Origin of the sequence: Nonomuraea glycinis (assembly GCF_014646515.1) — a bacterium.
Taxonomy (GTDB): domain Bacteria; phylum Actinomycetota; class Actinomycetes; order Streptosporangiales; family Streptosporangiaceae; genus Nonomuraea; species Nonomuraea glycinis.
This window is the reverse complement of the sequence record NZ_BMNK01000003.1, coordinates 249,672-276,076: the sequence shown is the minus strand read 5'-3', so window position 1 is coordinate 276,076 and position 26,405 is coordinate 249,672. Positions and strand designations below refer to the sequence as shown.

The 26,405-nt window shown below is 70.2% G+C and carries 30 protein-coding genes; 20 read left to right on the top strand and 10 right to left on the bottom strand.

The window, feature by feature from the left end; all coding sequences use genetic code 11:
- Positions 1-82 precede the first annotated feature (82 nt).
- Both IEY87_RS10835 and mce read right to left on the bottom strand, forming a co-directional pair.
- The gene (locus IEY87_RS10835; RefSeq protein ID WP_189138421.1) at positions 83-1,393 is read right to left on the bottom strand and encodes a DivIVA domain-containing protein; all 1,311 of its coding nucleotides are present in this window, start codon (positions 1,391-1,393) and stop codon (positions 83-85) included.
- Positions 1,394-1,582: 189 nt separating this feature from the next.
- On the bottom strand, positions 1,583-2,008 hold the full coding sequence (gene mce / locus IEY87_RS10830) for a methylmalonyl-CoA epimerase (protein WP_189138420.1): 426 nt from the start codon (positions 2,006-2,008) through the stop codon (positions 1,583-1,585).
- A 97-nt stretch (positions 2,009-2,105) separates the two neighbouring features.
- Between mce and IEY87_RS10825 the strand changes: the two genes are divergently transcribed.
- Positions 2,106-3,290, top strand: a complete 1,185-nt coding sequence (locus IEY87_RS10825; protein WP_225276991.1) for an acetyl-CoA C-acetyltransferase — start codon at positions 2,106-2,108, stop codon at positions 3,288-3,290.
- A gap of 55 nt (positions 3,291-3,345) precedes the next feature.
- Here the strand turns inward: IEY87_RS10825 and IEY87_RS10820 are convergent, their stop codons facing one another.
- The 3 genes from IEY87_RS10820 to IEY87_RS10810 form a co-directional block, all read right to left on the bottom strand.
- Positions 3,346-3,498: a hypothetical protein gene (locus tag IEY87_RS10820; protein ID WP_189138418.1), complete on the bottom strand. Its 153-nt coding sequence runs from the start codon at positions 3,496-3,498 to the stop codon at positions 3,346-3,348.
- Positions 3,499-3,646: 148 nt separating this feature from the next.
- Complete coding sequence (locus tag IEY87_RS10815) at positions 3,647-4,318, bottom strand: DUF4230 domain-containing protein (RefSeq protein WP_189138417.1); 672 nt, start codon at positions 4,316-4,318, stop codon at positions 3,647-3,649.
- A gap of 27 nt (positions 4,319-4,345) precedes the next feature.
- Positions 4,346-5,722, bottom strand: a complete 1,377-nt coding sequence (locus IEY87_RS10810) for a hypothetical protein (protein ID WP_189138416.1) — start codon at positions 5,720-5,722, stop codon at positions 4,346-4,348.
- A 228-nt stretch (positions 5,723-5,950) separates the two neighbouring features.
- Here IEY87_RS10810 and IEY87_RS10805 point away from each other — a divergent pair, with 228 nt between their 5' ends.
- From IEY87_RS10805 to IEY87_RS10790, 4 genes are read left to right on the top strand one after another with little or no spacing between them, the layout of a single operon-like run.
- A complete protein-coding gene (locus IEY87_RS10805) occupies positions 5,951-6,502 on the top strand; it encodes a MarR family winged helix-turn-helix transcriptional regulator (protein WP_189138415.1) in 552 nt (183 codons plus the stop codon).
- Positions 6,486-7,427, top strand: coding sequence for a tetratricopeptide repeat protein (locus IEY87_RS10800; protein WP_189138414.1), 942 nt, complete (start codon positions 6,486-6,488; stop codon positions 7,425-7,427). The genes IEY87_RS10805 and IEY87_RS10800 overlap by 17 nt, the downstream gene beginning before the upstream one ends.
- 9 nt (positions 7,428-7,436) lie before the next feature.
- Entirely contained in the window at positions 7,437-8,066 is a 630-nt protein-coding gene (locus IEY87_RS10795) for a cytidylate kinase-like family protein (protein ID WP_189138413.1), read from the top strand.
- Positions 8,067-8,122: 56 nt separating this feature from the next.
- The gene (locus IEY87_RS10790) at positions 8,123-9,532 is read left to right on the top strand and encodes an NAD-dependent malic enzyme (protein ID WP_189138412.1); all 1,410 of its coding nucleotides are present in this window, start codon (positions 8,123-8,125) and stop codon (positions 9,530-9,532) included.
- An 86-nt stretch (positions 9,533-9,618) separates the two neighbouring features.
- On the opposite strand, the gene IEY87_RS10785 is transcribed toward IEY87_RS10790, so the two are convergent.
- On the bottom strand, positions 9,619-11,004 hold the full coding sequence (locus IEY87_RS10785) for an MFS transporter (RefSeq protein WP_225276924.1): 1,386 nt from the start codon (positions 11,002-11,004) through the stop codon (positions 9,619-9,621).
- Between the two features lie 66 nt (positions 11,005-11,070).
- Between IEY87_RS10785 and IEY87_RS10780 the strand changes: the two genes are divergently transcribed.
- Positions 11,071-11,694 carry a TetR/AcrR family transcriptional regulator gene (locus tag IEY87_RS10780; protein WP_189138411.1) on the top strand — a complete coding sequence of 208 codons (624 nt, stop codon included), beginning with the start codon at positions 11,071-11,073 and terminating at the stop codon, positions 11,692-11,694.
- Here the strand turns inward: IEY87_RS10780 and IEY87_RS10775 are convergent.
- A complete protein-coding gene (locus IEY87_RS10775) occupies positions 11,672-12,226 on the bottom strand; it encodes a hypothetical protein (RefSeq protein WP_189138410.1) in 555 nt (184 codons plus the stop codon). The two genes, IEY87_RS10780 and IEY87_RS10775, sit on opposite strands and share 23 nt — an antisense overlap.
- A 120-nt stretch (positions 12,227-12,346) precedes the next feature.
- On the opposite strand from IEY87_RS10775, the gene IEY87_RS10770 reads away from it, so the two are divergent.
- Entirely contained in the window at positions 12,347-12,925 is a 579-nt protein-coding gene (locus tag IEY87_RS10770) for a YqgE/AlgH family protein (protein WP_189138409.1), read from the top strand.
- On the opposite strand, the gene IEY87_RS10765 is transcribed toward IEY87_RS10770, so the two are convergent.
- On the bottom strand, positions 12,922-13,527 hold the full coding sequence (locus tag IEY87_RS10765; RefSeq protein ID WP_189138408.1) for a TetR family transcriptional regulator: 606 nt from the start codon (positions 13,525-13,527) through the stop codon (positions 12,922-12,924). The genes IEY87_RS10770 and IEY87_RS10765 overlap by 4 nt on opposite strands.
- Before the next feature lie 155 nt (positions 13,528-13,682).
- Between IEY87_RS10765 and IEY87_RS10760 the strand changes: the two genes are divergently transcribed.
- The 8 genes from IEY87_RS10760 (at position 13,683) to IEY87_RS10725 (ending at position 21,824) form a co-directional block, all read left to right on the top strand.
- A complete protein-coding gene (locus tag IEY87_RS10760) occupies positions 13,683-15,281 on the top strand; it encodes a DHA2 family efflux MFS transporter permease subunit (RefSeq protein ID WP_189138407.1) in 1,599 nt (532 codons plus the stop codon).
- Positions 15,282-15,384: 103 nt separating this feature from the next.
- Positions 15,385-15,645 (top strand): DUF3039 domain-containing protein, encoded by a 261-nt coding sequence (locus tag IEY87_RS10755; RefSeq protein ID WP_189138406.1) that lies wholly within the window; start codon positions 15,385-15,387, stop codon positions 15,643-15,645.
- A 392-nt stretch (positions 15,646-16,037) separates the two neighbouring features.
- On the top strand, positions 16,038-16,778 hold the full coding sequence (locus IEY87_RS10750) for a zinc metalloprotease (RefSeq protein WP_225276923.1): 741 nt from the start codon (positions 16,038-16,040) through the stop codon (positions 16,776-16,778).
- Complete coding sequence (locus IEY87_RS10745) at positions 16,775-18,175, top strand: MFS transporter (RefSeq protein WP_225276922.1); 1,401 nt, start codon at positions 16,775-16,777, stop codon at positions 18,173-18,175. Before IEY87_RS10750 ends, IEY87_RS10745 begins: the two co-directional genes overlap by 4 nt.
- 88 nt (positions 18,176-18,263) lie before the next feature.
- On the top strand, positions 18,264-19,031 hold the full coding sequence (locus tag IEY87_RS10740; protein ID WP_189138404.1) for a DcrB/PsbP domain-containing protein: 768 nt from the start codon (positions 18,264-18,266) through the stop codon (positions 19,029-19,031).
- 133 nt (positions 19,032-19,164) lie between these two features.
- On the top strand, positions 19,165-20,913 hold the full coding sequence (locus IEY87_RS10735) for a DEAD/DEAH box helicase (RefSeq protein WP_189138403.1): 1,749 nt from the start codon (positions 19,165-19,167) through the stop codon (positions 20,911-20,913).
- Between the two features lie 246 nt (positions 20,914-21,159).
- Positions 21,160-21,402 (top strand): ribbon-helix-helix domain-containing protein, encoded by a 243-nt coding sequence (locus IEY87_RS10730; RefSeq protein WP_189138402.1) that lies wholly within the window; start codon positions 21,160-21,162, stop codon positions 21,400-21,402.
- Complete coding sequence (locus IEY87_RS10725) at positions 21,402-21,824, top strand: PIN domain-containing protein (RefSeq protein WP_189138401.1); 423 nt, start codon at positions 21,402-21,404, stop codon at positions 21,822-21,824. The genes IEY87_RS10730 and IEY87_RS10725 overlap by 1 nt, the downstream gene beginning before the upstream one ends.
- Here the strand turns inward: IEY87_RS10725 and IEY87_RS10720 are convergent.
- Together IEY87_RS10720 and IEY87_RS10715 are read right to left on the bottom strand one after the other, a co-directional pair.
- Positions 21,821-22,390 (bottom strand): isochorismatase family protein, encoded by a 570-nt coding sequence (locus IEY87_RS10720; protein WP_189138400.1) that lies wholly within the window; start codon positions 22,388-22,390, stop codon positions 21,821-21,823. The genes IEY87_RS10725 and IEY87_RS10720 overlap by 4 nt on opposite strands.
- A gap of 15 nt (positions 22,391-22,405) precedes the next feature.
- On the bottom strand, positions 22,406-23,689 hold the full coding sequence (locus IEY87_RS10715) for a nicotinate phosphoribosyltransferase (protein ID WP_263651286.1): 1,284 nt from the start codon (positions 23,687-23,689) through the stop codon (positions 22,406-22,408).
- Positions 23,690-23,726: 37 nt separating this feature from the next.
- Here IEY87_RS10715 and clpS point away from each other — a divergent pair, with 37 nt between their 5' ends.
- The 5 genes from clpS (at position 23,727) to IEY87_RS10690 (ending at position 26,339) form a co-directional block, all read left to right on the top strand.
- Positions 23,727-24,029, top strand: a complete 303-nt coding sequence (gene clpS / locus IEY87_RS10710) for an ATP-dependent Clp protease adapter ClpS (protein WP_189138398.1) — start codon at positions 23,727-23,729, stop codon at positions 24,027-24,029.
- Between the two features lie 10 nt (positions 24,030-24,039).
- Complete coding sequence (locus IEY87_RS10705; protein ID WP_189138397.1) at positions 24,040-24,564, top strand: DUF2017 domain-containing protein; 525 nt, start codon at positions 24,040-24,042, stop codon at positions 24,562-24,564.
- 10 nt (positions 24,565-24,574) lie between these two features.
- Entirely contained in the window at positions 24,575-24,976 is a 402-nt protein-coding gene (locus IEY87_RS10700) for a M67 family metallopeptidase (protein WP_189138396.1), read from the top strand.
- Positions 24,977-25,117: 141 nt separating this feature from the next.
- A complete protein-coding gene (locus IEY87_RS10695) occupies positions 25,118-25,390 on the top strand; it encodes a MoaD/ThiS family protein (protein WP_189138395.1) in 273 nt (90 codons plus the stop codon).
- Between the two features lies 1 nt (position 25,391).
- The gene (locus IEY87_RS10690; RefSeq protein ID WP_189138394.1) at positions 25,392-26,339 is read left to right on the top strand and encodes a PLP-dependent cysteine synthase family protein; all 948 of its coding nucleotides are present in this window, start codon (positions 25,392-25,394) and stop codon (positions 26,337-26,339) included.
- Positions 26,340-26,405: the final 66 nt, after the last annotated feature.

Sequence of the window (26,405 nt, the reverse complement as noted above, 5' to 3'; positions counted from 1 at the left end):
CCTTGTGGTCACCAGGCTCTGTCCGGTCGTTCGATCAGCCCCCGTGTGGCTGCCTAACCCCAGTCGTCCGCTCGCGTGGCGGCTACTCCTGCCACCACTCCGCGTCGTCCTCGGACTTGCCCGCCGGCTTGGCGGGCGCCGACGGCGCCGGGGTGGACGGCCTCTCGCTGGCCGGTGCCGGTGCCGGTGCCGGAGCGGCGAGCGCGGGCTTCGGCGGTGCCGCCGTGACCGCGGGCTCGGGCTCCATGCCCGGCAGCGCGGCGCCGCCGAGCAGCTGGCGCAGCTGCGCCAGGTGGCTGGTGATGCTGTCGCGCTGGCGGGTGAGCTCGTCGACCTGGCGCTGCATCGAGGTGCGGGTGCGCTCGGCCTCGTTCTTCGCCTCGGTCACTATCGTCTCGGCGCTGGCCTTGGCCTCGGAGACGATCTGCTCGGTGTTCTTGCGGGCGTTGGCGACGAGCTGCTTGGCGTGCAGGTCGGCCTCGCGGCGGGTCTGCTCGGCCTGCTGGCTCGCCTTGGTGGCCCTGGACTCGGCGGTGGCGGCGCGCTGCTCGGCCTCCGCGACGAGCTTCTGCGTCGCGGCCTGCGTGCTGGCGTGGTGCTCGGCCTCCTGGCGCTCCGCCTCCTCGCGCCTGGACGCGAGCTGGATCTCGAACTCCGCCTCGTCCTGCGCCCGCTTGGCCTCCGACTCCTCCAGGACCCGCTGTGCCTGCCCGCGCATCTCGTCGGCCTGCCGCTTGGCGGTGGTCAGCACCTCGTCGCGCTCACGCTTGGTGGAGGCGCGCAGCTGGGCGACCTCACGCTCGGTGGTGGTGCGCAGCTTGGCGATCTCGCGCTCGGCGTCCGCGCGCTTCTCGGCGACCTCGTGGTCGGCCGTGGCCCGCAGCTTGGCGACCTCGCGCTCGGTGGTGGCGGTCAGCTCGTCGGCCTCCCGGCGGGCGGTCGAGCGGATCTCCTCGGCATCGCGCTCCGCGCTGGTGCGCATCTCTTCGCTCTCGCGCGTGGCCAGGGCGCGCTTGTCAGCGGCCTCGGCCTCGGCGGCTGCCCGCATGTCGGCCGCGTCCACCTTGGCGGCGGCCTTGATCTCGTTGGCCTCCGACCTGGCGGCCTGGACGAGCTCGGTGGCCTGCTCCTCGGCGAGTCTGAGCAGCTGCTCGATGCGGGCGCCCAGACCGGAGTAGGTGGGGCGTTCCTGCTCCTGCAGCTGGCGCTGGGAGTCGGACAGGTCTCGCTGTAGGGAGGTGACCTGCTCGCGGGACTGGCGCAGATCGGCGTCGATTTGCTTCAGGTGGTCATGGACCTGGTGCCGGTCATAGCCGCGGAGGACGACGTCGAATTCGCGAGCTGGGGCGTCCTCGAAGAAATTGTTGAGCTGGGCGTCGATGTCGGACTGCATGGAGGCTCGATCCTGGGTTGTCGAGACGGCTACACGGGCCGGACGGGGGGTTCGGGGCACCCGAGCCAGGAGCCCGTGCCATGCGGCAGGCTCCTTGTCCGGTGGAAGGCCAGCGTACTCCGCCCTTGCCGCGTTCGAAGCCCCGTCCGGGTTTCTGCGTAACTAGTTACTAACGAACGATTCTTGCGTTTACCGGGGCGCGGCCGCTTGAACCAGCTCCGTGAGTGTTCCTCCAAGGTCTTTGGGGTGGAGAAACGCGATTTCCGAACCCATCGAGCCATGCCTGGGACGCTCGTCGAGCAGCCTTACGCCCTTTGCACTGATCTTATCCATTGCCTCGGCCACGTCGGGAACCCCGAAAGCCACGTGATGGAGTCCCTCACCTCGCTTGGCCAGGAATTTTCCCACGGGAGAATCGGGCGACAGCGGTTCGAGAAGCTGAATGTAGGAGCTCCCGCTCTCGCCGTCGGCGATCTTCAGCATGGCCTCCTTGACGCCCTGCTCCTCGTTGATCTCGCGGGCCACGACGGTCAGCTCGAACGTCTCGCAGAACAGCTTGATCTTCGCCTCGAGGTCGTGGCAGGCGATTGCGATGTGGTCGATGCGCATGAACATGTGTGGCCTACCTCCATAGCGAGCAACGTGCTACCCGTGGGTATGGTGTCAAACAACCCCACGCTCGCATCAGGAGGCCCCTGCCATGTCCGATCCGGTGTCCGGTTCTGTGATCGTCGCCGGGGCGCGCACGCCCATCGGCAAACTGCTCGGCGCCCTGTCCGGGCTGTCGGCGGTGGAGCTCGGCGGCATCGCCATCAAGGCGGCCCTGGAGCGTGCCGGCGTGGCCCCCGAGGCCGTCGAGTACGTGATCATGGGCCAGGTGCTCCAGGCCGGGGCGGGCCAGATCCCCTCCCGCCAGGCCGCGGTCAAGGCGGGCATCCCGATGACCGTCCCGTCGATCACGATCAACAAGGTCTGCCTGTCGGGCCTGGACGCCATCGCCCTGGCCGACCAGCTCATCCGCGCCGGCGAGTTCGACATCGTGGTCGCGGGCGGCATGGAGTCGATGACGAACGCCCCGCACCTGCTGCCGGGCCTGCGCAAGGGCGTCAAGTACGGCGGCGCGGACGTGGTCGACTCGATGGCCCACGACGGCCTGTTCTGCGCGTTCGACCAGTGCGCGATGGGCGAGTCGACCGAGCGTCACAACACCCGCCTGAGCATCGGCCGCGAGGAGCAGGACGCGGTGTCGGCCCGCTCCCACCAACTCGCGGCGGCGGCCGCCAAGAACGGCGCGTTCGACGCCGAGATCGTGCCGGTGGAGATCCCGCAGCGTCGCGGTGAGCCGGTGGTCGTCAAGGAGGACGAGGGCGTACGCGGCGACACCACGGCGGAGACCCTGGCCCGGCTGCGGCCCGCGTTCACCGCCGACGGCACGATCACGGCCGGCTCGGCCTCGCAGATCTCCGACGGCGCCTGCGCGGTCGTGGTCATGTCCAGGGCGAAGGCGGAAGAGCTCGGCCTGCCGTGGCTGGCGGAGATCGGCCGGCACGGAAACGTGGCCGGCCCGGACAGCTCACTGCAGTCGCAGCCGGCCAACGCCATCAAGCAGGCCCTGGCCAAGCAGGGGCGGACGGCGGCGGACCTGGACCTGGTGGAGATCAACGAGGCGTTCGCCAGCGTGGTGATCCAGTCGGTCAAGGAGCTCGGCGTACCGATGGACATCGTGAACGTCAACGGTGGCGGCATCGCGCTCGGCCACCCGATCGGCGCCTCGGGCGCGCGCATCGTCCTCAGCCTCGCGTACGAGCTCAAGCGGCGCGGCGGCGGCCTCGGCGCGGCCGGGCTGTGCGGCGGCGGCGGCCAGGGCGACGCGCTCGTCATCCGCGTACCGAGCTAGGGAGGTCGATGCGCCCGGCCGCGAGGGAGGGTGCGGCCGGGCGTCGTGGTGGCGGTCATGCGGACAGGAACCTGGCGAGGAAGGAGCGGCGCCGGCGCTCGTCCCGGCGGCCCTTCAGCGCCTCGCGCACCCGGCGGTGCTCGGCGGCTGCCTCGCGCAGTTCCTTCGCGTGGTTCTTCATGACGATGTACTCGAACTCGGCGTTCATCGAAAGCTCCTGTGCTGTGCGTTCTTCTCTGCCTGCACTCTCAAGAGTCGTCCTAAGGGCCGCCCCCGCACATCGGGCGGATGCCTTATCTGTGCGGGGGCGGGCGCCTGAGTAGGTGCCTAGGCAGGGGAGAGGGGCACTAGGACCCTCACGGCTCGTCGGTGAACTTCACCGTCACCTTGGTGAACCCGAGGGACTTGAGCATCCCTTCGAGCATCGTCCTGGTGTTGGCGTCGGCGCGGGCGCGCAGGTCGCTGGAGACGGCCGCCTCGCTGATCTTCTTCTCCGCCAGCAGGTAGAGCTCACGCTGGTCGCTCGGCGAGGCGGACAGGAAGTCCTGCACCCGGTCGAACAGCCCGCGCTGGTGGGCGAAGACGTACGAGCGCGAGTTGTTCAGGCTGGGCTTCTCGAGCTGGGCGCGCGGCAGGCGGACGGTGGCCTGGGTGCGGTCCTCGGACACCGTCACCGCGTCCTTGCCCAGGCCCGAGAAGTCGGTGTAGGCGTCCACGCCGCCCGCGCCGACGAACAGCGTCCTGGTGCCCTTGATGGCGTCCGGCAGGAAGTTGGCGTCCTTCTCCAGGTCCACCACCACCTGGAAGCTGCCCGTCGCGCCCACGAACCGGCTCAGGTCCTTGATGGACTCCAGCAGGACCGGCTGGCTGCGGTCGACGGTCTGCTCGCCCATCGGATTGAGCCAGGTCCAGGCCAGGCGGCCACCCACCACGAGCAGAACCAACGCGACCAGCAGGGCCGCGAGATATCGCCACCTGCGGCGGCGCCGTGGAGACACTGCGGGATCCGCCGTCTGGGAAGTCGTCATGGTGTCTGACTACCCGAAGGGCGATCATCATTGCCAGCCTTGAGGTGACATATTCGGTCCCCAATTGGCCGAGGGCTGGTCGCTGGGGTCGGGGTAGACCGGGTAGACCTGGGGCGCGCTCTCCTCACGCACCTGGGTGGCGGCCGGTGCGGCCGGCTGGGTGGCGGCTCCCGCGGGGCCCCCGCCGAAGTGCGTGCTGGACAGCTTGCACGCCTGGAAGTCGCTGAAGAACATGCGCAGCCACTCACGGCGCTGGTGCTCGTTGAGCCCGGAGAACCAGGCCGCCGCGTACTCGTGCTCCAGCAGCGGCCCGCCGGGCAGCGGCTCCCCGCGCAGCCAGGCCATCACGATCTCCCGGTAGCCGTCCGCAGGACTGCCGGGGCACCGGGCCGCCAGCGAGTCGATGTACTCGTGCGCGGCCTCGTCGGCGAACCCGGCCGACAGGTCCGGCAGGTGGATCGGCGCCAGTCCGCTGGACGGCTGGAGCGGGTCGTCGAGCGGACGCTGCTCGACCCGGGTGAAGGCGGCGGGCGTCTCCGCCAGGCGCGAGGCGATCTCGGTGAAGGCTGCGCCGAGCTCCGTCAGCCCCGCCCGCATGCCGGGGTGCACGCAGACCGTGATGGGCCACTCCTGGCAGCTGTAGGCGATCTCCTGCGCCGCCGCCGGCTGCGGCTCGGCCAGCACCCGCGCCACGCCCGTGCCGGCCGCCAGCACCGCCAGCAGCGCGCAGGCCAGCACGAGGGCCTGCCTGGTCACCAGCGCGGCCCAGCCGAGCAGCAGGGCTCCCGTGACGCCGAGCAGCCAGATGATCTGGTCAAGGAAGATCGTCCCGCTCAACCCCTGGAAGAGGTCGTACGGCTCGCCCGTGCCGGGAGCCAGCCGGTCGGCCCAGCTCTCGCCGTCGGCCAGCCAGCTGAACAGCGCGTAGCAGGCGATCCCGGCCAGCGGCGGGGTGACCGCGCTCGGCAGGGACCAGCCGGCCACCCAGCCGATCACGGAGTAGAGGGCCAGCCCGGCCATGCCCATGCCCAGGCCGGACAGGCTCAGCCGGCCCGACTGCTCGGTGAGCACGGTCTTGACGGCCAGCACCAGCACGGTGGCGGCGAACGAGCCCAGCACCACCAGCATGATGGCCAGCGGCGCCTTCAACGCCTTCCAGGTCGTCAGCGGGCGGTCGCGCAGCGCCCTGCGCTTGCGCAGGGCCACCCAGGCGGCGAAGGCGGCGGCGACGGGTCCGGTCAGCCTGAGCGAGCCGATGACCGCCGCCACGATGTTCTCCCACGCGTCGACGCCAGGGATCAGGACGCTCCACGCCGCGGCCAGGCCGAGAGCGAGGAGCACGGCGACCGTGACCGCCGCGCTCTGCTTCAGCTCCTCGCGTGAAACGCCCGTGTGCTCACGCACCCGTTTTCCCGTTGAAGTTCACCAAGCACCCCCCGTGCCCCGTCGGTGCGGCGAAAACGCCGAGTCCGGCCGTCCCCACGGCTGATGGACTTGGCTTCCCCGTCACCATTCGATGCGAGAACCATAACTGAGCGTGATGATTGACGCCCGGATTCTTGGCCAAGCGGCGAATCCGATGGCTCTCCGTAAGCGCACGAACCTGGACGAGCAGCGCGCTACGGTAGCGCTGTGTCGCAGCCCAAGCCGCTCAACCTGCCGTTCGATCCCATCGACCGAGCCGCGGAGACCTGGCGCGTTCACTTCGGCCCCTCTTCTGCCATGGCCGCCGTCACGTCGATCATGAGAGCGCATCAGATCCTGCTGTCGCAACTTGACTCGCTCCTGAAGCCCTACGACTTGACCTTCGCCAGATACGAGGCGTTGGTGCTGTTGACCTTCAGCAGGGCGGGGGCGCTGCCGCTTTGGAAAATCGGGGAGCGGCTGATGGTGCACCCGACCAGCGTCACGAACACCGTTGACAGGCTCGAGAGATCCGGCCTGGTCCGGCGCATGCCCAATCCTCGTGACGGGCGCGGAGTGCTCGCCGAGATCACCGAAGCGGGTCGTGACGTCGTACGGCATGCGACGGCCGACCTGATGGCGGCCGACTTCGGCCTGTCGATGTACGACGAGGACGCGTTGCGGGACATGTTCGACCAGTTGCGCACGCTCCGGGTGGCGGCGGGTGACTTCCCCGGTTCCGCCATGCGGCAAGATGAGGAGCATGGCGGACTTCTCTAGGCCCGGATCGCTCTACGGAGCCATCGATCTGGGCGCGCGCAAGCAGGCACTGGACGCGCAGACCCGACGGGAGGCCACGGGGCCACAGGCGGCATCGTCGGCCTCGGTCGTCGACGTGACCGAGGAGACGTTCTCGACCGACGTCATCGATCGTTCGATGACCGTGCCCGTCATCCTCGACCTCTGGTCGCCCCGGGCCCCGGGCAGCGCCCAGCTCAGCCCCGTGCTGGAAAAAGTGGTCGGCGGGCTGGGCAACCGGGCGGTGCTGGCCAAGATCAACGTCGATGCCAGCCCGCAGATCGCGCAGGCGCTGCGGGTGCAGGCGGTGCCGACCGTGCTGGCCATCTTCCAGGGGCAGGCCGTCACCGGCTTCCAGCAGGTGCTGCCGGAGCAGGAGGTGCGCCGCTGGCTCGACGAGCTGATGGGCGCGGTCGAGCAGTTCTACGAGGCCAACCCCGACGCCCGGCCGCCGGCCGACGGCCAGGAGGAGGCGGCGGGGCCGCAGGAGCCGCCGGCCGATCCCGACCTGGTGGCGGCCGAGGAGGCCATCGAGCAGGGCGACCTGGACGCGGCCGCGGCGGCCTACGAGCGGCTGCTGGCCCGGGTGCCGGGCAACGAGGACGCCAAGATGGGCCTGGCCGGCGTCCGCCTGATCAGCCGGACGGCCGACGTCGACCCGGCCGACGTCCAGCGGCGGCTGCAGGACCCGGCCGACCTCGACGCGCAGTTGCTGGCGGCCGACCTGGAGATGCTGTCCGGCTCGGTGGACGAGGCCTTCGACCGGATCATCGCGGTGGTCAAGCGCACCTCGGGCGACGATCGGGACAAGGCCAGGCGTCATCTGCTGGGGCTGTTCGAGGCACTGCCCGGCGAGGACCCCTCTCTGTCCCGGGCGCGTAGAGCATTGTCGAACGCACTGTTCTAACCTGGGGATATGCGGGTCGTCACGATTTCCGCGACGTACGGCACGGCCGGCGGCCACATCGGGCCGGCCGTGGCGGAGAGCCTGGGCGTGCCCTTCGTCGACCGCGCCATCGCCGGCGCCGTCGCGCAGGAGCTGGGCTGCACTCTGGAAGAGGCGCTGGCCCATGACGACCGGGCCGAGCACGGTCTCGGCAGGCTGCTGTTCAGCGCGATGCGGCTGCCGACCGTCACGTTCGGCGGTGTCGACATGTACGTTCCCGGCGCGCTGCCGCACGCGCCGGAGGAGTTCGTCCGCCACACCGAGCGGATCCTGGTGGAGACCGCCCGCGCGCAGGGGGGCGTCTTCCTGGGCCGGGGCGGGGCCGTTCTGCTCGCCGACCATCCCGGCGCCCTGCACGTCAGGCTCGACGCCCCGCTCGCGCGCCGGATCAGGCAGACCGCCACGCTCGGCGGGCTGAGCGAGCGCGAGGCGCGCAAGATCATCGAGGACAACGACCGGGCGCGCGTCGCCTATGTCCGCCATTTCTACCGGCGCGATCCGGCCGACGTCTCGCTCTATCACCTGGTGCTCGACAGCACGGCCATCCCTGTCGCGACCTGCGTCGATCTGATCGTCTCGGCGGCCGAGGCGCTGGGATGACCAGAACACCTCTACCATGGGGGGACTTCTCGGTCAGGCGCGAAGGAGCGATTGACGTGGCGACCGTCCCCAGTGTGTCGTACTCCATTACTGTGCGGCTTGAGGTGCCGGCCGGCGGCAAAGCCGTCAGCCAGCTCACGCACGCCGTAGAGTCGGCCGGCGGGGTGGTCACCGCTCTCGACGTCACCAACGCAGGCCACGAAAAGCTGCGCATCGACGTGACGTGCGCGGCGCGTGACACCGATCACGCCCAGGCCATCGTGGACCAGCTCGAGGCCGTCGAGGGCGTCGTCATCCACAAGGTCTCCGACCGCACCTTCCTCATGCACCTCGGCGGCAAGATCGAGATGAAGTCGAAGGTGCCGCTGCGCAACCGCGACGACCTCTCGATGGCCTACACGCCGGGCGTCGCACGGGTGTCGATGGCGATCGCCCGCAACAAGGAGGACGCGCGCCGGCTGACCATCAAGCGCAACAGCGTGGCCGTGGTCACGGACGGCTCGGCCGTGCTCGGGCTGGGCAACATCGGCCCGGAGGCCGCGCTGCCGGTCATGGAGGGCAAGGCGGCGCTGTTCAAACGCTTCGCCGGGATCGACGCCTGGCCGATCTGCCTCGACACGCAGGACGTGGACGAGATCGTGCGCACGGTGCAGCTCATCGCGCCCGGCTTCGGCGGCATCAACCTGGAGGACATCGGCGCGCCGCGCTGCTTCGAGGTGGAGCGGCGGCTGCGCGAGCTGCTCGACATCCCGGTCTTCCACGACGACCAGCACGGCACGGCCATCTGCGTGGTCGCGGCGATGACCAACGCGCTGCGCGTGGTCGACAAGAAGATCGAGGACGTCCGGATCACCATGGCGGGCGCGGGCGCGGCGGGCAACGCCGTGCTGCGGCTGCTGCTGGCGGCCGGCGCCCGCAACGTGGTGGTCTGCGACTATCTCGGCGCCGTGCACCGGGACCGCGACGACCTCGACGAGTCGCTGCGGTGGATCGCCGAGCACACCAACGCCGAGGGATACTCCGGTGACCTGCGCGGCGCGGTCAAGGGCGCCGACGTGTTCGTGGGCGTCTCGGCGCCCGGCATCCTGACCGGCGACGACATCGCCACCATGGCCCCGGGCGCGGTCGTCTTCGCGCTGGCCAACCCGGAGCCCGAGGTCTCGCCCGACGACGCCCGCGAGTACGCCGCGGTGGTCGCCACCGGCCGCTCCGACTACCCCAACCAGATCAACAACGTGCTGGCGTTCCCGGGTGTCTTCCGCGGGCTGCTGGACGCCCAGGCCAACCTCGTCACCTCGGAGATGCTCCTGGCCGCGGCCGGCGCTCTCGCCGCCGTGGTCACGCCGGAGGAGCTCGGGCCCAACTACATCATCCCGAGCGTCTTCCACCCCGACGTCGCCTCCGCGGTGGCGGCGGCGGTGCGCGAGTCGGCGGGCGGCCGCGCCCGGGGCTTCACCGAGGCGTAACCCGGACACCGCCCGGACACCGCCCGGACACCGCCCGGACACAGCCCGGACGCCGCCCGGCCCCGGTGGGTCCGGGCGGTCGTCGTTCAGGAGGTGCTCGCCCGGGTCCGGATGAGGACCCCCGCGAGGGCGAGGGCGGCGTTGACCAGGATAGCCACGATCACCCCCTGGAGCACCGTGCCCATGGCGGCGGTGACCACCGCGCTCATGATCGGGATGCCCATCGTGATGCCGACCTGCTGAGTCATCGTGGCCAGACCGGTGGCCAGGCCCTGCTCGGAGTCGGGCAGGCCGGAGGTGGCGGTGATCATGAAGGCGACGATCGCCACCATGTTGCCCACGCCGCCGACGAAGGTGGCCACCAGCAGCAGCCAGATCCATCCGGACCCGGCGCCGAGCAGGGCCAGGGACGCGGTGGCGGCGGCCTGCACGGCGAAGGCGACGGTCATGCCCCGGCCGGTGCCGGTCCTGGCCAGCATCCGCGGGGCGATGACGCCGCCGAGCACGGTGCCGATCCCGAGCACGCCGAACGACAGGCCGGTGGCCAGCGCCGAGTAGCCGAGGACCTTCTGCAGATAGAGCGTCAGGAGGAAGACCAGCGAGGTCTCGGTGGCGAACGCGACCAGGCCCGCGAGGTTGCCCCACTTGACGGTGGACCGGGCCAGGATGGTCACCGGCACCAGTGGCGAGGCGGCCCGCCGTTCGACGAACCAGAACGCGACCAGCAGCACCGCTCCGGCGGCCAGCCCGCCGAGCGCGACGGGGTCGGCGAAGCCGTGCTCGCCGGCCCGGGTGAGCCCGTAGACCAGGGCGAGCAGGCCGGCGGTCACCGTCACGGCGCCGGGCAGGTCCATCTTCGGCCGCCGCGCGGGCCGGCTCTCGGTCAGCACCAGGGGCGCCGCGACCAGCACGGCCAGAGCCACGGGCACGTTGACGAAGAAGGCCCAGCGCCAGCTCAGCAGCTCGGTGAGCAGGCCGCCGAGGATCGCGCCGGAGGTGAAGCCGGCCGACATCAGCGCGCCGTTCAGCCCGAGTGCCTTGGCCCGCAGCGGCCCTTCCGGGAACGAGGTGGTCAGCAGGGCCAGGCCGGCGGGCGTGACGATGGCCGTGGCCAGGCCCTGGGCGACGCGGGCGACCAGCAGCATGGTGGGTGAGGTGGCCAGGCCGCCGGCCAGCGAGGACAGGCCGAGCAGGGCCATCCCGGCGAGGAACAGCCGGCGCCGCCCGAACAGGTCGGCGATCCGCCCGAACAGCAGCGTGAACCCGGCCGCGGCCAGCGCGAACGTGGTCGCCACCCATTGCAGGCCGGCCAGTTCGAAGCCCAGTCCCGTGCCGATCACCGGCAGCGCGACGTTCAGGATGGAGAAGTCGACGGCGAGCATGAACTGCGACCCGAGCAGCAGCAGGAGAATCAGTCGTTGGCGGGCGCTCATCCGGGACGCCCGCTTCGACGGTTCGTTCAGTACGGTCACGCCATCCCCCTAATGGGTAATTTGTTCCGTTAAGATGGCGGTGACGTTAGCACGTAGGGAGAATTAATGGAACGAGAGTCCCGTTTGGCCGGGACGGTTCGCCCCGGCGGTCGTACGGCGAAGGTGCGTGCGGCCGTGCTCCAGGCGACCCAGGATGAGCTGGTCGAGCGCGGCTTCGACGGCCTCGGCATGGACCAGGTGGCCGCTCGGGCGGGCGTGGGGAAGACCACCGTCTACCGCCGCTGGGGCACCGCCGCCCGCCTGGTCACCGACCTCATGACCGAGCTGGCCGAGCAGTCCGCCCCGCCGCCGGACACCGGCGGCATCGACGACGCCCTGCGGGCCAACGCGCTCAGCGTCCTGGGCGCCGTCAACGACCCGCGCCTCGGCGCCACCTTCCAGGCGGTCATCGCGGCGGCCACCTGTAACGAGGAGGCGGCCACCGCGCTGCGGGCCTTCTACACCCGCCGGATCGCCGAATGGGCTGAGGTCGTGGACGCCGCGGTGGGCCGGGGAGAGCTGCCCGAGGGCACGGACGGGCCGGAGCTGATCCGGGCCGTCTCGGCGCCGCTGTACTACCGGCTGGTGGTGACCAGGGAGCCGGTGGACGAGGTCGTCGCCGAGCGGGCGGCCGCGCGGGCGCTGGCCGCCGCCAGGGCCGGCGCCTTCATCGGCGCTCCGGGCGGCTGAGCCGGACGAGACGCTCTTCCAGCGGCGCGCGGCCGGAGCGCGGCCACAGGGTGCCGTACCACCACACGATGCCGCCGGTGAGGACCAGGCCGCCCGCGGTGGCGAGCTTGGCCATCAGGTCCACGGGAGGCCCGGTGAAGGGCAGACGGTCGCGGTGGTGGCCCCAGGGGCAGTCGTTGCGCACCCGGGTGGAGTCGATCAGGGTGTCCGCGCCGGGCGGTTTGACGGAGTACGCCTCGATCTCGACGCTGCTCCCGGAGCGGACCTTGACCTGTCTGCTGAGGGTCTTGCGGGCGGGGATCGAGCCCGTCGCGATGGAGGAGGAGTCGGCGCGCAGGTCGAACCGGGCGAGCTGGCGGGTCTGGTTGCGCAGGGTGACGCGTACGGTGCCGGAGTGGCAGGAGACCTTGTAGGTCGTCATCGTGAACGGGTCGCCGGCGTCGGAGTCCGGCCAGGCCCATGCGGCGGCGGGCAGGAAGAAGGTCATGCTCAGCGGTACGGCGGCCAGGGCGAGACGGGCTCCGATGCGCATGGCTCCTCCCGAGCGTGACGATGTGACGATCTTTGTCTGTACAGTGCCCATTTGACTACAGAAAGTAACATCGGCCGACTGGGGGAGCGAGAAGCCCGGTTGACCCTTCATGATGGAGGTATGGCGGAAGCGATCTACGTCGGCGGGTTGTTGGTGGCGACGCCGCTTCTGGACGATCCCAATTTCCGGCGTAGCGTCGTGCTGATCCTTGAGCACGATCTCGGCGGTGGCACCCTCGGCGTGGTGCTCAACCGGCCGAGCGACATCTCGGTGACCCAGGTGCTGCCGGTGTGGGACCCGCTGGTGACCGGTCCTTCGGTGCTCTTCGAGGGCGGGCCCGTACAGACCGACAGCGCGCTGGCGCTGGCCGCGGTGCCCAGTGGCGAGGAGCCGCTGGGCTGGCGCAGGCTGCACTCGGGCACCCCCGCCGTGTCGCGGCTGGGCACGGTCGATCTGGACGCGCCGCCCGAGATCCTGCAGGGGGAGATCGCGCAGATGCGCATCTTCGCCGGCTACGCGGGCTGGACGGCGGGGCAGTTGGAGAGCGAGATCGCCGAGGGCGCGTGGTACATCGTGGACTCGGAGGTGGGTGACACTTTTCACACCGATCCGGGGGCGCTCTGGCGCCACGTGCTGCGGCGGCAGAAGGGGGAGCTGGCGTTCGTGGCGACCTGCCCGGACGATCCCACGATGAACTAGGCGTCCCAGCCCGGCCGCAGTGAGCGCTCCACGAGCCGCAGGGTCTCCTCGATGCGGCTCACCATCTCCTGGACGCCGCCCTGGTCGGCCGGGCGGCACTCGAAACCGACCCGCATGGCCGCCAGGGCGAACGTCACGATCAGGTGCGAGAGGGGATCGGGGTCCACGCCCCTGCGGGTGGCGATCGCCTCGACCAGGCGGCGCTCGGTCTCGACGGATCGGCCGATCCAGTGGGCGGCCAGCTGGGGAGTGGCGTCCATGAGCCGCCGTACCTTGAGGAATCTTTCCGTGTCCGTCGGCGTTGCGTCCCGCATGTCCTGCAGCAGGGCGCGCAGGGTGTGGGTCATGGACGCGAAGGGGGGCTCGCCGGGAGGTCTGCTCGCGAGGGTCTCCAGCATCGTCTCCTCGTTCTGGTCGTGATACCAGTAGACGAGGTGGTCCTTGCTGGTGAAGTAGCGGAAGAAGGTCCGCGGCGAGACGTCGACGGCCCCCGCTATCTGATCCACGGTGGTCGAGTCGTACCCTTGTTCGAGGAACAGATCGAGCGCGGCGTCCATCAGTGCGAGCCGCGTTTTCTCCTTTTTGCGTTCCCTTAGTCCCACGCGCGTCACTCCCTCGACATCTTCCTGTCACATTGTGCCACAAGTCGGCGAGTGCCTATTTAAACCCATTTGTCATGTGGCAGAGTCTGACATATATTGCCCGAGGCTTACGGACGTATGCCCCGGTATGGGGCGAGATGTACTAGGGGGACTTCATGGCTCAAGCGACGGTCGACGCACCGTCGTCACCGGAGAAGGCGGGGACCGGCGGCAACCCATGGTTGGTGCTGCTGGCGGTCAGCCTTGGCGTGATCATGGTGATGCTCGACGGCACCGTGGTCGGCATCGCCAATCCGGTGATTCAGACCGACCTGGGCGCCTCCCTGGCGGACTTGCAGTGGGTGACCAGCGGCTACCTGCTGGCGCTGGCGGTCTTTCTGATCACCGCGGGCAAACTGGGCGACCTCTTCGGGCACAGGCGGATCTTCCTCATCGGTGTCGGCGGCTTCGCCCTCGTCTCCGTCGGCATCGGCTTCAGCCAGGAGCTGGCCGAGATCATCCCCGGTCTGTCGCCGGTCGGCGCGCTGATCGGCCTGCGCGTGCTCCAGGGCCTGTTCGGCGCGCTGCTGCAGCCTGCGGCGCTGGCCCTGCTGCGCGGCGCGTTCCCCGGTGAGAAGCTCAACCAGGCGATGGGGGCGTGGGGTGCCATCATCGGCCTGTCCAGCGCGGCCGGCCCGATCGTGGGCGGCGTGCTGGTGGAGAACGTGAGCTGGGAGTCGGTGTTCTTCATCAACGCACCGGTGGGGATCATCGCCCTGCTCCTGGGCGTCTTCCTCATCAAGGAGAGCCCGGTCAAGGTGCTGGCCAGGATCGACTGGGGCGGCGTGGTGCTGCTGTCCGGCGCGATGTTCGCGCTCGTCTGGACCATCATCAAGGCCCCCGAGTGGGGCTGGGGCGACTCCACGACGCTGGGCTTCATGGCCGCGTTCGCGGTGCTGATGGCGGGCTTCATCTTCTGGCAGAGCCGGGCCAGGCAGCCGCTGGTGCCGCTGTCGCTGTTCGCCAACCCCTCCATCTCCATCGGTACGGTGCTGATGATGATGGTCGCCTTCGCGATGTTCGGCGCGATGTTCTTCCTGGGCTTCTTCTTCCAAGGCGTGCACGGTCTGACCCCGCTGGAGGCGGGCCTGCGCATGCTGCCGATGAGCGCCGGCATGATCGTGGCCTCGCCGCTGGCCGGCTTCGCGATCGGCAAGCTCGGACCGAAGATCACCATGACCACGGGCCTGGTGGTGACCGCGCTCGCGATGTTCCTGATGTCCCAGCTCAGCATGGACGCCACGTTCGTGGAGAGCGCGATCCCGTTCGTGGTGCTGGCGTTCGGCCTGTCGCCGGTCTTCGTGGGCGCCACGGAGATCATCGTCGGCAACGCCCCGCTGGAGCTCAGCGGTGTGGCGGGCGGTCTCCAGCAGTCGGCCATGCAGGTCGGTGGCGCGCTCGGCACCGCGATCCTGGGCGCCGTCATGGCCGCCCAGATCTCCACCTCGCTGCCCGAGCACCTCGGTGCGGCGGCCGGGACGATCCCGCCGGAGCAGCTGGCCGGGCTGGAGAAGGCGGCCGCGTTCGGCGGGCTGCCGCCGGGCCTGCCCGCGGAGTTCGCCCAGGTGGTCGGTCCGGCCGTGAGCAACGCGTTCATGGACGGCATGCACCTGGCCTTCCTGGTGAGCACCGGCGTCGCGCTGCTGACGGCGGTCCTGGCCCTGTTCGTCAAGAGCGGGCGCAAGATCGAGGACGCTCCGCTGCACGTCGGTTGATCTTTTCGGCTCGGCAACGGCTCGGCGACGGCTCTCGCTTCGGCGGGAGCCGTTGCGCTGTCCGTGAACGGGACAGGTCGTCGGCAGGCATAGACTCGGTGGGGTGAGCACGAAGATCCTTCCCGAGCAGGAGACCCGTCCGCAGACGTCGCACGGCGACGGCGACCACGAACGGTTCGCCCACTACGCGGACAAGCACAAGATCACCGAGTCGATGGTGTCGGGCACGCCCATCCGCGCGCTGTGCGGCAAGATCTGGGTGCCGAGCCGCGACCCCAAGAAGTACCCGGTCTGTCCGGAGTGCAAGGAGATCTATGAGGGTCTGCCGGTCGGTGGCGGCAAGGGCGACGACAAGAAGCAGTGAGTGTTGCTGACGGGTGACCGCCCCAGGTAGGGCTACGGTCTGTATGCAGACCAGCTCGGACCGTCACTGGGGGTTGCATGGCCCGGCGCGCGACCGCCGTCTTGTTCGCATGCGTGCTCGCGACCGGGCTCCTCACGCCGATCCAGCCGGCCGCCGCGGCCGCCGGCTGTGCCGCGTCCCCGCTCGCCGGCCGGCCGCCCACTCCTGAGCATCGACCGCCCTCTCCCGAGCAGCGGCCGCGCTTTTCTGAGCAGCGGTCGGCCTCTTCCGGGCATCGGCCGCGCTTTTCTGAGCAGCGGTCGACCGCGCCGCGCTCTTCCACGCCGCGCCTTTCCGAGCCCCAGGCGCCAGAGCCGCGGTCGCCTGAGCCGCGGTCGCCCGCGCCCGGGGACGTGGCCACGGTCGGCGCCGAGCTCGCCAGGCGGCTGCGCGGGGTCACGCCGCCTGCCCGGCTCACGGTGCCGACCTGGGTGCACGTCATCACCGACGGCGTCTCCAGGGCACCGGACAGCGCCATCAGAGCTCAACTCGGTACGCTCAACGCCGCCTACGGCGGCAGATTCGGCGGCGTCGACACCGGTGTGCGCTTCCGCCTGAAAGGCATCTCCGTCACGCGGAACGCCCGCTGGTTCACCGATCCCATCACCCACGAGCGCGCCATGAAGAGCGCGCTGCGCAAGGGCGGCCCCGAGACTCTGAACCTCTACCTCGCCCAGCTCGGCGACCTGGTGCTCGGCTTCGCCGCCTACCCCTACTGGTACGACGGCGAGCCCGCCCTCGACGGTGTGGTCGCCGACTGGCGCGGCCTGCCCGGCGGCTCGCTGCCCGGCTACGACCGCGGCTTCACCGTCGTGCACGAGATCGGCCACTGGCTCGGCCTGTTCCACCCCTTCGAGAACGGCTGCGAGGAGCCCGGCGACGGCATCCCGGACACACCACCCCAGCTCAGGCCGGCCAACGGCTGCCCCGCCGCCCAGGACAGCTGCCCGCGGCCCGGCCAGGACGGGGTGCACAACTTCATGGACTACGCGCAGGACCGGTGCATGCGCGAGTTCACCCCCGGCCAGGCCCAACGGATGCGTCACATGTGGGCGGCCTACCGAGTGAGGGGCGCGACTAAGCTATCCAGGTGACAGTAGCAAAGGCCCTAGACGCTCCCCACGATTCCCCTCGCATCTTCGGTCATCCCTACCGCATCGCCACCATCGGCATCCTGCTCGTGGTCACGCTGGTCGCCTTCGAGGGCATGTCGGTCGGCGTGGTCATGCCGGCCGTCTCCACCGATCTCAACGCGCTGAACCTGTACGGCGTGAGCTTCTCCGCCTTCCTCATCGCCAGCCTGTTCGCCAACGTGGTGGCGGGACTGTGGGCGGACCACCGGGGCTACGCGCTGCCGTTCCTCGCCGGGCTGGTGCTGTTCGTGCTCGGCATGGGCCTGGCGGGCGCATCGCACAACGCGGAGCTCTTCCTGGTGGCGCGGGCCGTACAGGGGCTCGGCGCCGGGCCCGCCATCGTCGCGCTCTACGTCATGATCGCCCGCGTCTACCCCGCAGACGTGCGGCCGCGGATCTTCGCCGCGCTGTCGGCCGCCTGGGTGGTGCCCGCCATGGTCGGCCCCGCCGTCGCCGGCGTCGTCTCCGACACCTGGGGCTGGCGCTGGGTCTTCTACGGCATCATCCCGCTCGTGGTGCCTGCCCTGATCATGCTCGCCCCCTCGCTGAAGCGACGCGCCACCGATGAGGAGACGACGCCTCCGCAGGGCCGTCGCTCCCGCCCGCTGGCCATGACCGTGGCCGCCAGCGCCACCGCCGCCGGAGCCGGCGTGCTGCTGTACGGGGTGGACAACCTGCACGCCCAGCCGCTGCTCGCCGTGCTCGGCTGCGCGGTGGGCCTGGTCACGCTCCTGTACGGCCTGATCCGGCTGCTGCCCATCGGCGCGCTCCGGTTCGGGCGTGGGCTGCCGACCGCCGTGATGATGCGCGGCCTGTTCTCGGCCTCCTTCTTCGGCGTCAACGCCTTCATCCCGCTCGCCCTGCAAGAGGTCAAGTCCTTCGGCACCACGGCCGCGGGCATCGCGCTGACCACCGGAGCGCTCGGCTGGTCGGCCGGCTCCTACCTGCAGAGCAGGCGCGCCGCGCAACCGCACGCGCGCATCAGGACGGGCGCGGCCTGCGTCACGGTGGGCATCGTGCTGTCGGTCCTCGCGGTCGTGCCGGGGGTGACCGGCTGGGTCGCCGTGCCCGCCTGGATCATCGCCGGGTTCGGCATGGGACTCGGCATGACCACGGTGAACATCACCACGCTGCATCTGTCCCCGGTCAACGAGCAGGGCGCCAACAGCGCCTCCCTGTCGGTCACCGACATGCTCGGCTCCGCGCTGACCCTCGGCATCGGCGGCGCGCTGGTCAACGTGATCGGGCACAGCGCCATCCAGATCGCCTGGGGATTCGTGGTGATCTGTGCGCTGATGGCGGTCATCGCCCTGGCGGCCACCCTGCTGTCCTTCCGGGTGGCACCCGCCGCCTCATAGCCCCGATTCCTCCTCTCCCGTCACGGCGATCGCCGATCGCCTGATCCGCGCGGCGCGCGGTGATAGGACAGCGGGACGAGGAGGTGCCATGGACGGGGATCAACGCGCCTGGCCGCCCAGGAGCCGCCGCGCCGAGGAGCCGGAAGAGCTCGACTGGGACGCCGGGGAAGAGGAGCCGCCGTGGAATCCGCGCGCCCATCGAGCCGCCCGCCGCGGGCTGGAGCCCGAGGACGGTCCCCGGCCCTCGTGGGAGACGCTGCCGCCGTCGGCCCGCCTGTACGGCGCGCCGGCCGATCCAGGCTTCCGCCCGGTACGGCGCGTCCCGTGGCGACGGTGGGCGGGCGCGGTGCTCGCCATGGCGGTGGCCACCGCGCTGGTGGCCGGGCTGGTCGTGACGGGGGTACGGCTGGCCACGCCGGAGCCGGAGCCGGGAGAGCTGTCCGACTCGCTGGCCGGGGTGCGGCTGACGCTGCCGGCCGGCTGGCAGGAGGGCCGGGTGCCGCCTGTGACGGGATTCACCTCCGTCGCCAGGGACGGCGGCGGCTCGATCGTGATGGCCAGGCCGATGCACGAGCCGGTGCCCGACCTCGGCAAGGCGGTCAAGGCGGCGGCCACGCGCTACGGGCGGCTCCTGCTCAAGGGAGACCAGGTCAGTGTGGTCGAGGACCAACCGGTCGCCCAGGGGCACACCAGGGCGCTGCGGGCGTCGTACGACGACATCGTGAACAGGCCCGCGTACCTGCGCGTGACCATTCTCACCCGGAACGGCAGGACGGCGATGCTCGTCGGCCTGCTCCAGCCGGAGCAGGCCGCGAGCAGGCAGGCGCTGGACGCGGTGCTGTCGAGCGTGCGATAAGCCGCGTCCCGCCCATAGCACGCGGGGACGAGGTTGGCCAGAATCCCCGATGCACGGCACGTCCTGTCGGTCACCCCGATTACTCTTGTGTCACTGTGAGAGAGCGAAGCACACCAACCCCAGAGGTGATGCGGTGAGCACCTTCGCCGCATCCCACCTGTCGCCTTCCTATCCCGACCGAGCCGCGTGGGGCACCGCCCAGAAGTTGCGCGCGTGGCAGCAGGAGGCGCTGGAGCTCTATTTCAGGCGTGAGCCGCGTGACTTCCTCACCGTGGCGACGCCGGGCGCGGGCAAGACGACCTACGCCCTGCGCATCGCCAGCGAGCTGCTCGCCAAGGGGGTGATCAAGGCGATCACCGTCGTCACGCCCACCGAGCACCTCAAGCGCCAGTGGGCCGACGCCGCCGCGAAGGTCGGCATCAGCATCGACCCCGAGTTCAAGAACAGTCAGGGCACCACCAGCCGCGACTACCTCGGGGTCGCGGTGACCTACGCCCAGGTCGCCATGCACCCCGCCCTGCACAGGGCGCGCACCGAGGCGCGCAAGACGCTGGTGATCTTCGACGAGATCCACCACGCGGGCGACGCCCGGTCCTGGGGCGACGGCGTGAGCGAGGCGTTCGAGCCCGCCGCCCGCCGGCTGCAGCTCACCGGCACCCCGTTCCGGTCCGACGACAACCCGATCCCCTTCGTCGGCTACGAGGAGGACGCCGAAGGCTTCAAGCGCAGCGTCTCGGACTACTCCTACGGCTACGGCCCCGCCCTCGACGACGGCGTGGTCCGGCCCGTCATCTTCCTGGCCTACTCCGGCGAGATGAAGTGGCGCACCCGGGCCGGCGACGAGCTCGCCGCCACGCTCGGCACCCCGCTCACCAAGGACCAGCTCTCCCAGGCCTGGCGCGCCGCGCTCGACCCCAAGGGCGACTGGATCCGCCAGGTCATGACGGCCGCCGACCGCCGCCTGACCGAGGTACGGCGCGGCGTCCCCGACGCGGGCGGCCTGGTCATCGCCACCGACCACGAGACCGCCCGCGCCTACGCCCGCCACCTGCGAGCCATCAGCGGTGAGGGCGCCACCGTGGTGCTCTCCGACGACCCTGGCGCGTCCAAGAAGATCAAGGGGTTCGCCGCGTCGGGGGATCGCTGGCTGGTGGCGGTCCGCATGGTCTCCGAAGGCGTCGACATCCCGCGCCTGTGCGTGGGCGTCTACGCCACCTCGATCTCGACCCCGCTGTTCTTCGCCCAGGCGGTGGGCCGCTTCGTGCGGGCCCGCAAGCGCGGCGAGATGGCCTCGATCTTCCTGCCGTCGGTGCCCACGCTGATGGGCCTGGCCAACGAGATGGAGGCCGAGCGCGACCACGTCCTCAACCGCAAGCCGCCCGAGGACGGCCTGGACGACAGCCTCCTGGAGGACGCCAACCGCAAGAAGGACAACCCCGACGTCCTGGGCGACGAGTTGCCGTTCGAGACCATGCAGACGTCGGCCACGTTCGACCGGGTGCTGTTCGACGGCGGCGAGTTCGGCACCGGCGCGGAGATCGGCTCGGCCGAGGAGGAGGACTTCCTGGGCCTGCCCGGCCTGCTGGAGCCGGACCAGGTGGCCACCCTGCTGCGCAAGCGCCAGTCCGACCAGCAGGCGGCCAAGCGCAAGGCCCCGGCCGAGGAGCCCGCCACGCTGGCCCCGCACGAGCAGATCGCGGAGCTGAGGCGCGAGCTCAACGGCCTGGTCGGCGCCTGGAACCACCGCACCGGCCAGCCGCACGGCGTCATCCACGCGGAGCTGCGCCGCGCCTGCGGCGGCCCGCCGATCGCCCAGGCGACGGCCGAGCAGATCCAGGAGCGCATCGCCGCCATCCGCCGCTGGGCCACCCAGCGCCGCTGACCGCCGTCATCCGTCGCTGGGCCACCCGGCACCGCTGACCGCCACAGGACCCGCAGCGACGCTGCGGGTCCTGTCTGGTTTGCGGGGTGAGCTGAGTTGAAGAATTCTCGCGCCCGGGGTGTGGAAGTCTTACTCGCTGTGGGGTCAAGTCCTTCCTCGGTCATGAGCTCGCATGACCGGACTGTTGCCAGGCGCATACTCTCCGTGACACGTAGCGGCGCATGAGCGCCGCGTTACCGTAGAAGGGTGCCTGAGGTGAGTCTGTACCTACCGGAAGACATTCAGCACCGGGTCGCTGAGGCGGCGCGGGCGCATGGAGTGTCCGAGACCGACTACATGCGTGACGCGATCACGCGAGCGCTCAGCGGGGAGTTCGTGGGAGAGCGTCCTCGCCCGCGCTTGCCGCTGTTCGACAGCGGTAGCCCCTCCCTGGCGCGGGACGTCGACGAGGTCCTGGCCGAGGGGTTCGGACGGGACGGGCTCGGCTGATGCTCGTCCTCGACACCAGTGGCGCCTTCGCCGCCATCGATGGGGCCGCCGAGGAGCACCAAGCGGCGCGGCGCGTACTCGAGAACGAGCGAGGTCCGATCCTCCTCTCGCCGTTCGTGCTCGCCGAGCTGGACTACATGCTGCTGACGCGGATCAGCCTGCGGGCCGAACTGTCCTATCTCCAGGAAGTGGCGGACGGCGTCTACGACCTGATGCCCATGACGCGGCATGAGATCGTCGAGACGGTGGACATCGTCGAACGTTACGCCGACATGAAGGTAGGAGTGGCGGACGCCTCCATCGCCGTGCTGGCGGCTCGGTACAGGACGACGCGGGTGCTGACGTTGGATCAGCGGCACTTTCGGGCGATGAAGCCGCTCTGGGGTGACGCCTTCACGGTGTTGCCGGCCGACGCCGCCTAGCGGACGATGGGGGCGCCCTGGAGGGTGGTGCCGGCCTCGTCGAGCTCGGCGAGGGCCGTCTGGGTGGTCTGCCAGGCGACGCCCGCGGTGAGGTCGAGGAGCACGCGTACGGCCAGGGCGTGCTTGACGGCGTCCAGGGCGGTGGCTCGGACGCAGTGGTCCGTGGCGATGCCGACCACGTCCACCTCATGGACGCCGTGCCGCTCCAGCCACTCGCCGAGCGAGACTCCGTCGCCCGAAGTGCCCTCGAAGCCGCTGTAGGCCGCCTCGTGGGCGCCCTTGCTGAAGACCTCTTCCACCCCGGCCATGTCGAAGGCCGGGTGGAAGTCGGCGCCGGGGGTGCCCGCCACGCAGTGCGGCGGCCAGGACCGGTTGAAGTCGGGGGCGTCGGAGAAGTGCGGGCCGGGGTCGACGTGGTAGTCGCGGGTGGCCACCACATGGTCGTATCGGTGCTCGGCCACGTGCCGGGTGATCGCTGCCGCCACCTCCGAGCCGCCTGCCACGGGCAGGCTGCCGCCCTCACAGAAGTCGTTCTGCACGTCCACGATGATGAGTGCACTGCCCATACGGATCACGATACGTCAGGCGAACTCCGTGGGGATCGCCGCATACCCTCGGGCCAGGTGGCGCGCGTCCTTCGGGAGGTGGGTCATCGCCTCGGCGTGCCTGGCCCTGGCCTCCGACAGGGGCTCGCGGCCCACGGCCACGCCGTCGCGTACCAGCTGGTGCAGGAGCGGGACGCCGCCCTTCGGCGTCAGGCCGGAGGTGCTGACCAGCTCGGTCTGGAAGTGCCCGCTGTCGTCCAGCACGCGGTAGGCCCTCTTGCGGCCGCCGCGCGACGGCTTGCCGACCGAGCGTTTGGCCACGGGCTCCAGCTTGCCGATGGGCGTCTCGCGGGCCACGAGCTTGTAGACGAGCGCGGCCGTGGGGACTCCGGAGCCGGTCACCAGCGCCGTACCGACGCCGTAACCGTCGACGGGGGCGGCGGCGAGCGCGGCGATGGCGTACTCGTCCAGGTCGGAGGTGACCAGGATGCGGGTGTTGAAGGCGCCGAGCGCGTCGAGTTGCTCGCGGACCTCCTGGGCGGCCACGGCCAGGTCGCCGGAGTCGATGCGGACCGCGCCGAGCTCCGGTCCGGCCAGCTCCACGGCGGTGCGGACCGCCTCCAGTACGTCGTAGGTGTCGACCAGCAGCGTGGTGCCGGGTCCGAGGGCGTCGATCTGGGCCGCGAACGCCTGGCGCTCGGTGTCGTGCAGGAGGGTGAACGCGTGCGCGGCCGTACCGGCGGTGCGCAGGCCGTACATGCGTCCGGCCATGAGGTTGGAGGTGGAGGCGAAGCCGGCGATGTAGGCGGCGCGGGCGGCGGCGACGGCGGCGCGCTCGTGCGTGCGGCGCGAGCCCATCTCGATGATCGGCCGCTGGCCGGCCGCGTTGACCATCCTGGAGGCCGCGGAGGCTATCGCGCAGTCATGATTGAGTATGGACAGTGTCAGGGTCTCAAGGAGTACGGCCTCGGCGAACGTGCCTTCCACGATCATGATCGGGGAGGCGGGGAAGTAGAGGTCGCCCTCTCGGTAGCCGTAGATGTTGCCGGAGAACTTGTAGTCGGCGAGGAAGGCCAGGGTGGGCTCGTCGACCACGTGGTTGTCGCGCAGGAAGGTGATGTCGTCGTCGGTGAACCGGAAGTTCTCCAACTCGTCCAGGACTCGTCCCGTCCCGGCCACGACGCCGTAGCGGCGTCCGCCGGGTAGATGCCTGGCGAAAACCTCGAAAACCGCCCTTCTGTGCGCGGCGCCACTTCGCAGGGCCGCCTCCAGCATTGTCAGCTCATAGTGATCTGTGAGCAACGCAGAGCTCATCGTCATTGTCACGACTCGAAGACTACGGCCGAGGTAGGGCAGGATGGGGGATGTGGGTAGCACCGCTCCAAGCACCGTCGAACGTCCGTCAACGGACGTCCGGCCCGATCTGCCATGGGTGACGATCGTCTGGAACGACCCGGTCAACCTCATGTCCTACGTGACGTACGTCTTCCAGACGGTGTTCGGTTACACCCGGGAGAAGGCCGAGAAGCTGATGATGGACGTGCACCACAAGGGCAAGGCCGTCGTCTCCAGCGGCACTCGCGAGGAGATGGAGCGCGACGTGCAGATCCTGCACTCCTACGGCCTGTGGGCGACGGTCCAGCCGGATTCGGTCAAGTGAGGCGACGTTCGTGAGTTCGGGGTTCTCCGCAGGTCAGCGTGGCGCCGTCGTGGCGAGGTTCGAGGCCGCCGAGGTGTCGATCCTGCGCTCGCTCGTGTCCATGGTCCTCGGCCTGGTGGAGCCGGGCCTGACGAGCGACGATCCGCTGGAGAAGGCGCTCGGCATCGGTGGCGGGCCGGCGCCGACGGATCCGGTCCTCGTCCGCCTGTTCCCGTCGGCCTACGAGGACGAGCAGGAGGCCTCGGAGTTCCGCCGCTACACCGAGGCGACGCTGCGGGACGGCAAGCGCGCCGACGCGCGGACCGTGCTCGACACCGCCCGTCCTGGCCGGGTCGATCTCACGCCGGAGCAGGCGCAGGCCTGGCTCCGCTCGCTCAACGACGTGCGGCTGACCCTCGGCGTCAAGCTGGACGTGACCGAGGAGCTGCACGAGGAGCTTGAGAAGATGGGGGAGGACGATCCCCGCTATGCGGCCTTCGTTACCTATGACTGGTTGACCTACCTCCAGGACAGCCTCGTCCGAGCCCTCTGGTAACTTCCGCAGCATGCTGACGATCTCACAGGAACTCGCCGACAAGATCGTTTCGCATGCCCGGGCCGACCACCCTGATGAGGCGTGTGGCGTCATCGCGGGGCGCGAGGGCGTGCCGGAGCGGTTCATTCCCATGGAGAACGCCGAGCGTTCGCCCACCTTCTACCGCTTCGACTCGATGGAGCAGTTCCGGGTCTGGCGTGAGATGGACGACCGGGACGAGGAGCCGGTGGTGATCTACCATTCGCACACCGCGACCGAGGCCTATCCGTCGCGCACCGACGTCTCCTACGCCTCGGAGCCGAACGCCCACTACGTCCTGGTCTCCACGCGGGAGGAGGACGAGGTGGAGTTCCGCTCCTACCGAATCCTCGACGGTGAGATTTCCGAGGAAGAGGTAAGGTTCATCCCATGACGGCCAGGCATGTGCAGAGTTTCCTCTTCGCGCACACTCCGGCCGAAGTCGTCTACGACTGTCGCTGAGCTGGAATTTCACAGCCAGCCCTCGGCGTTGCATGCCGATGGGACGACGACCTGACCAAGGAGACTGACAGCGATGGCCATCGAGGTTCGCATTCCGACCATCCTGCGTAACTACACCGACGGCGCCAAGGCCGTCGACGCCGAGGGCGCCACCCTCGACGAGCTGATCGCCAACCTGGAGTCCCGCCACCCCGGCATCAAGGACCGCCTGGTCGATCAGGGCGCGCTGCGCCGCTTCGTCAACGTCTACCTGAACGACGAGGACGTACGCTTCCTCGGCGGCCTGGGCACCCCCGTGTCCGACGGCGACACGGTGACGGTCCTTCCCGCTGTCGCCGGCGGGTGACATGCGGTTCGAATCGCTGACCGACTCCGTCGGGCGCACACCCCTGGTGGGGCTGCCGCGCCTGTCGCCCTCGGCGGACGTGCGGATCTGGGCCAAGCTGGAGGACCGCAACCCGACGGGCTCCATCAAGGACCGACCGGCGCTGTGGATGGTTCAGCAGGCGGAGAAGGACGGCCTGCTCACCCCGGGCTGCACGATCCTGGAGCCCACCAGCGGCAACACCGGCATCTCGCTGGCCATGGCGGCCAAGCTCAAGGGCTACAAGCTGATCTGCGTCATGCCCGAGAACACCTCAGAGGAGCGCCGCCAGCTCCTGCGCATGTGGGGCGCGGAGATCATCTCCTCACCCGCGGCGGGTGGCTCCAACGAGGCGGTGCGGGTGGCCAAGGGCCTGGCCGCGGAGCACCCCGACTGGGTGATGCTCTACCAGTACGGCAACCCGGCCAACTGGCGCTCCCACTATGAGACGACGGGCCCGGAGATCCTCGAGGACCTGCCCACCGTGACCCACTTCGTGGCGGGGCTGGGCACCACGGGGACCCTCATGGGCGTCGGCCGGTTCCTGCGCGAGCGGGTGCCGGACGTGCGCATCGTGGCCGCCGAGCCGCGCTACGGTGAGTTGGTCTACGGCCTGCGCAACGTGGACGAGGGCTTCATCCCCGAGCTCTACGACGAGTCGGTGCTGACCACGCGCTTCTCGGTGGGCTCGGCCGACGCGCTGCGCCGGACCAGGGAGCTGCTGAGCTCGGAGGGCATCTTCGCGGGTGTCTCCACCGGCGCCGCCCTGCACGCGGCCCTCGGCGTGGCCCGCAAGGCCGTGCAGGCGGGGGAGCGGGCCGACGTCGCGTTCGTGGTGGCCGACGGCGGCTGGAAATATCTGTCCACCGGCGCCTACGAAGGCACGCTGGACGAGGCGGAGCAGCGCCTGGAGGGCCAGCTCTGGGCTTGAGCCGACCTCTGGGCCTGGGCCTGGGCCTGGGCCTGAGTCGACAACGAGAACGGGCGGCCGGCGAGA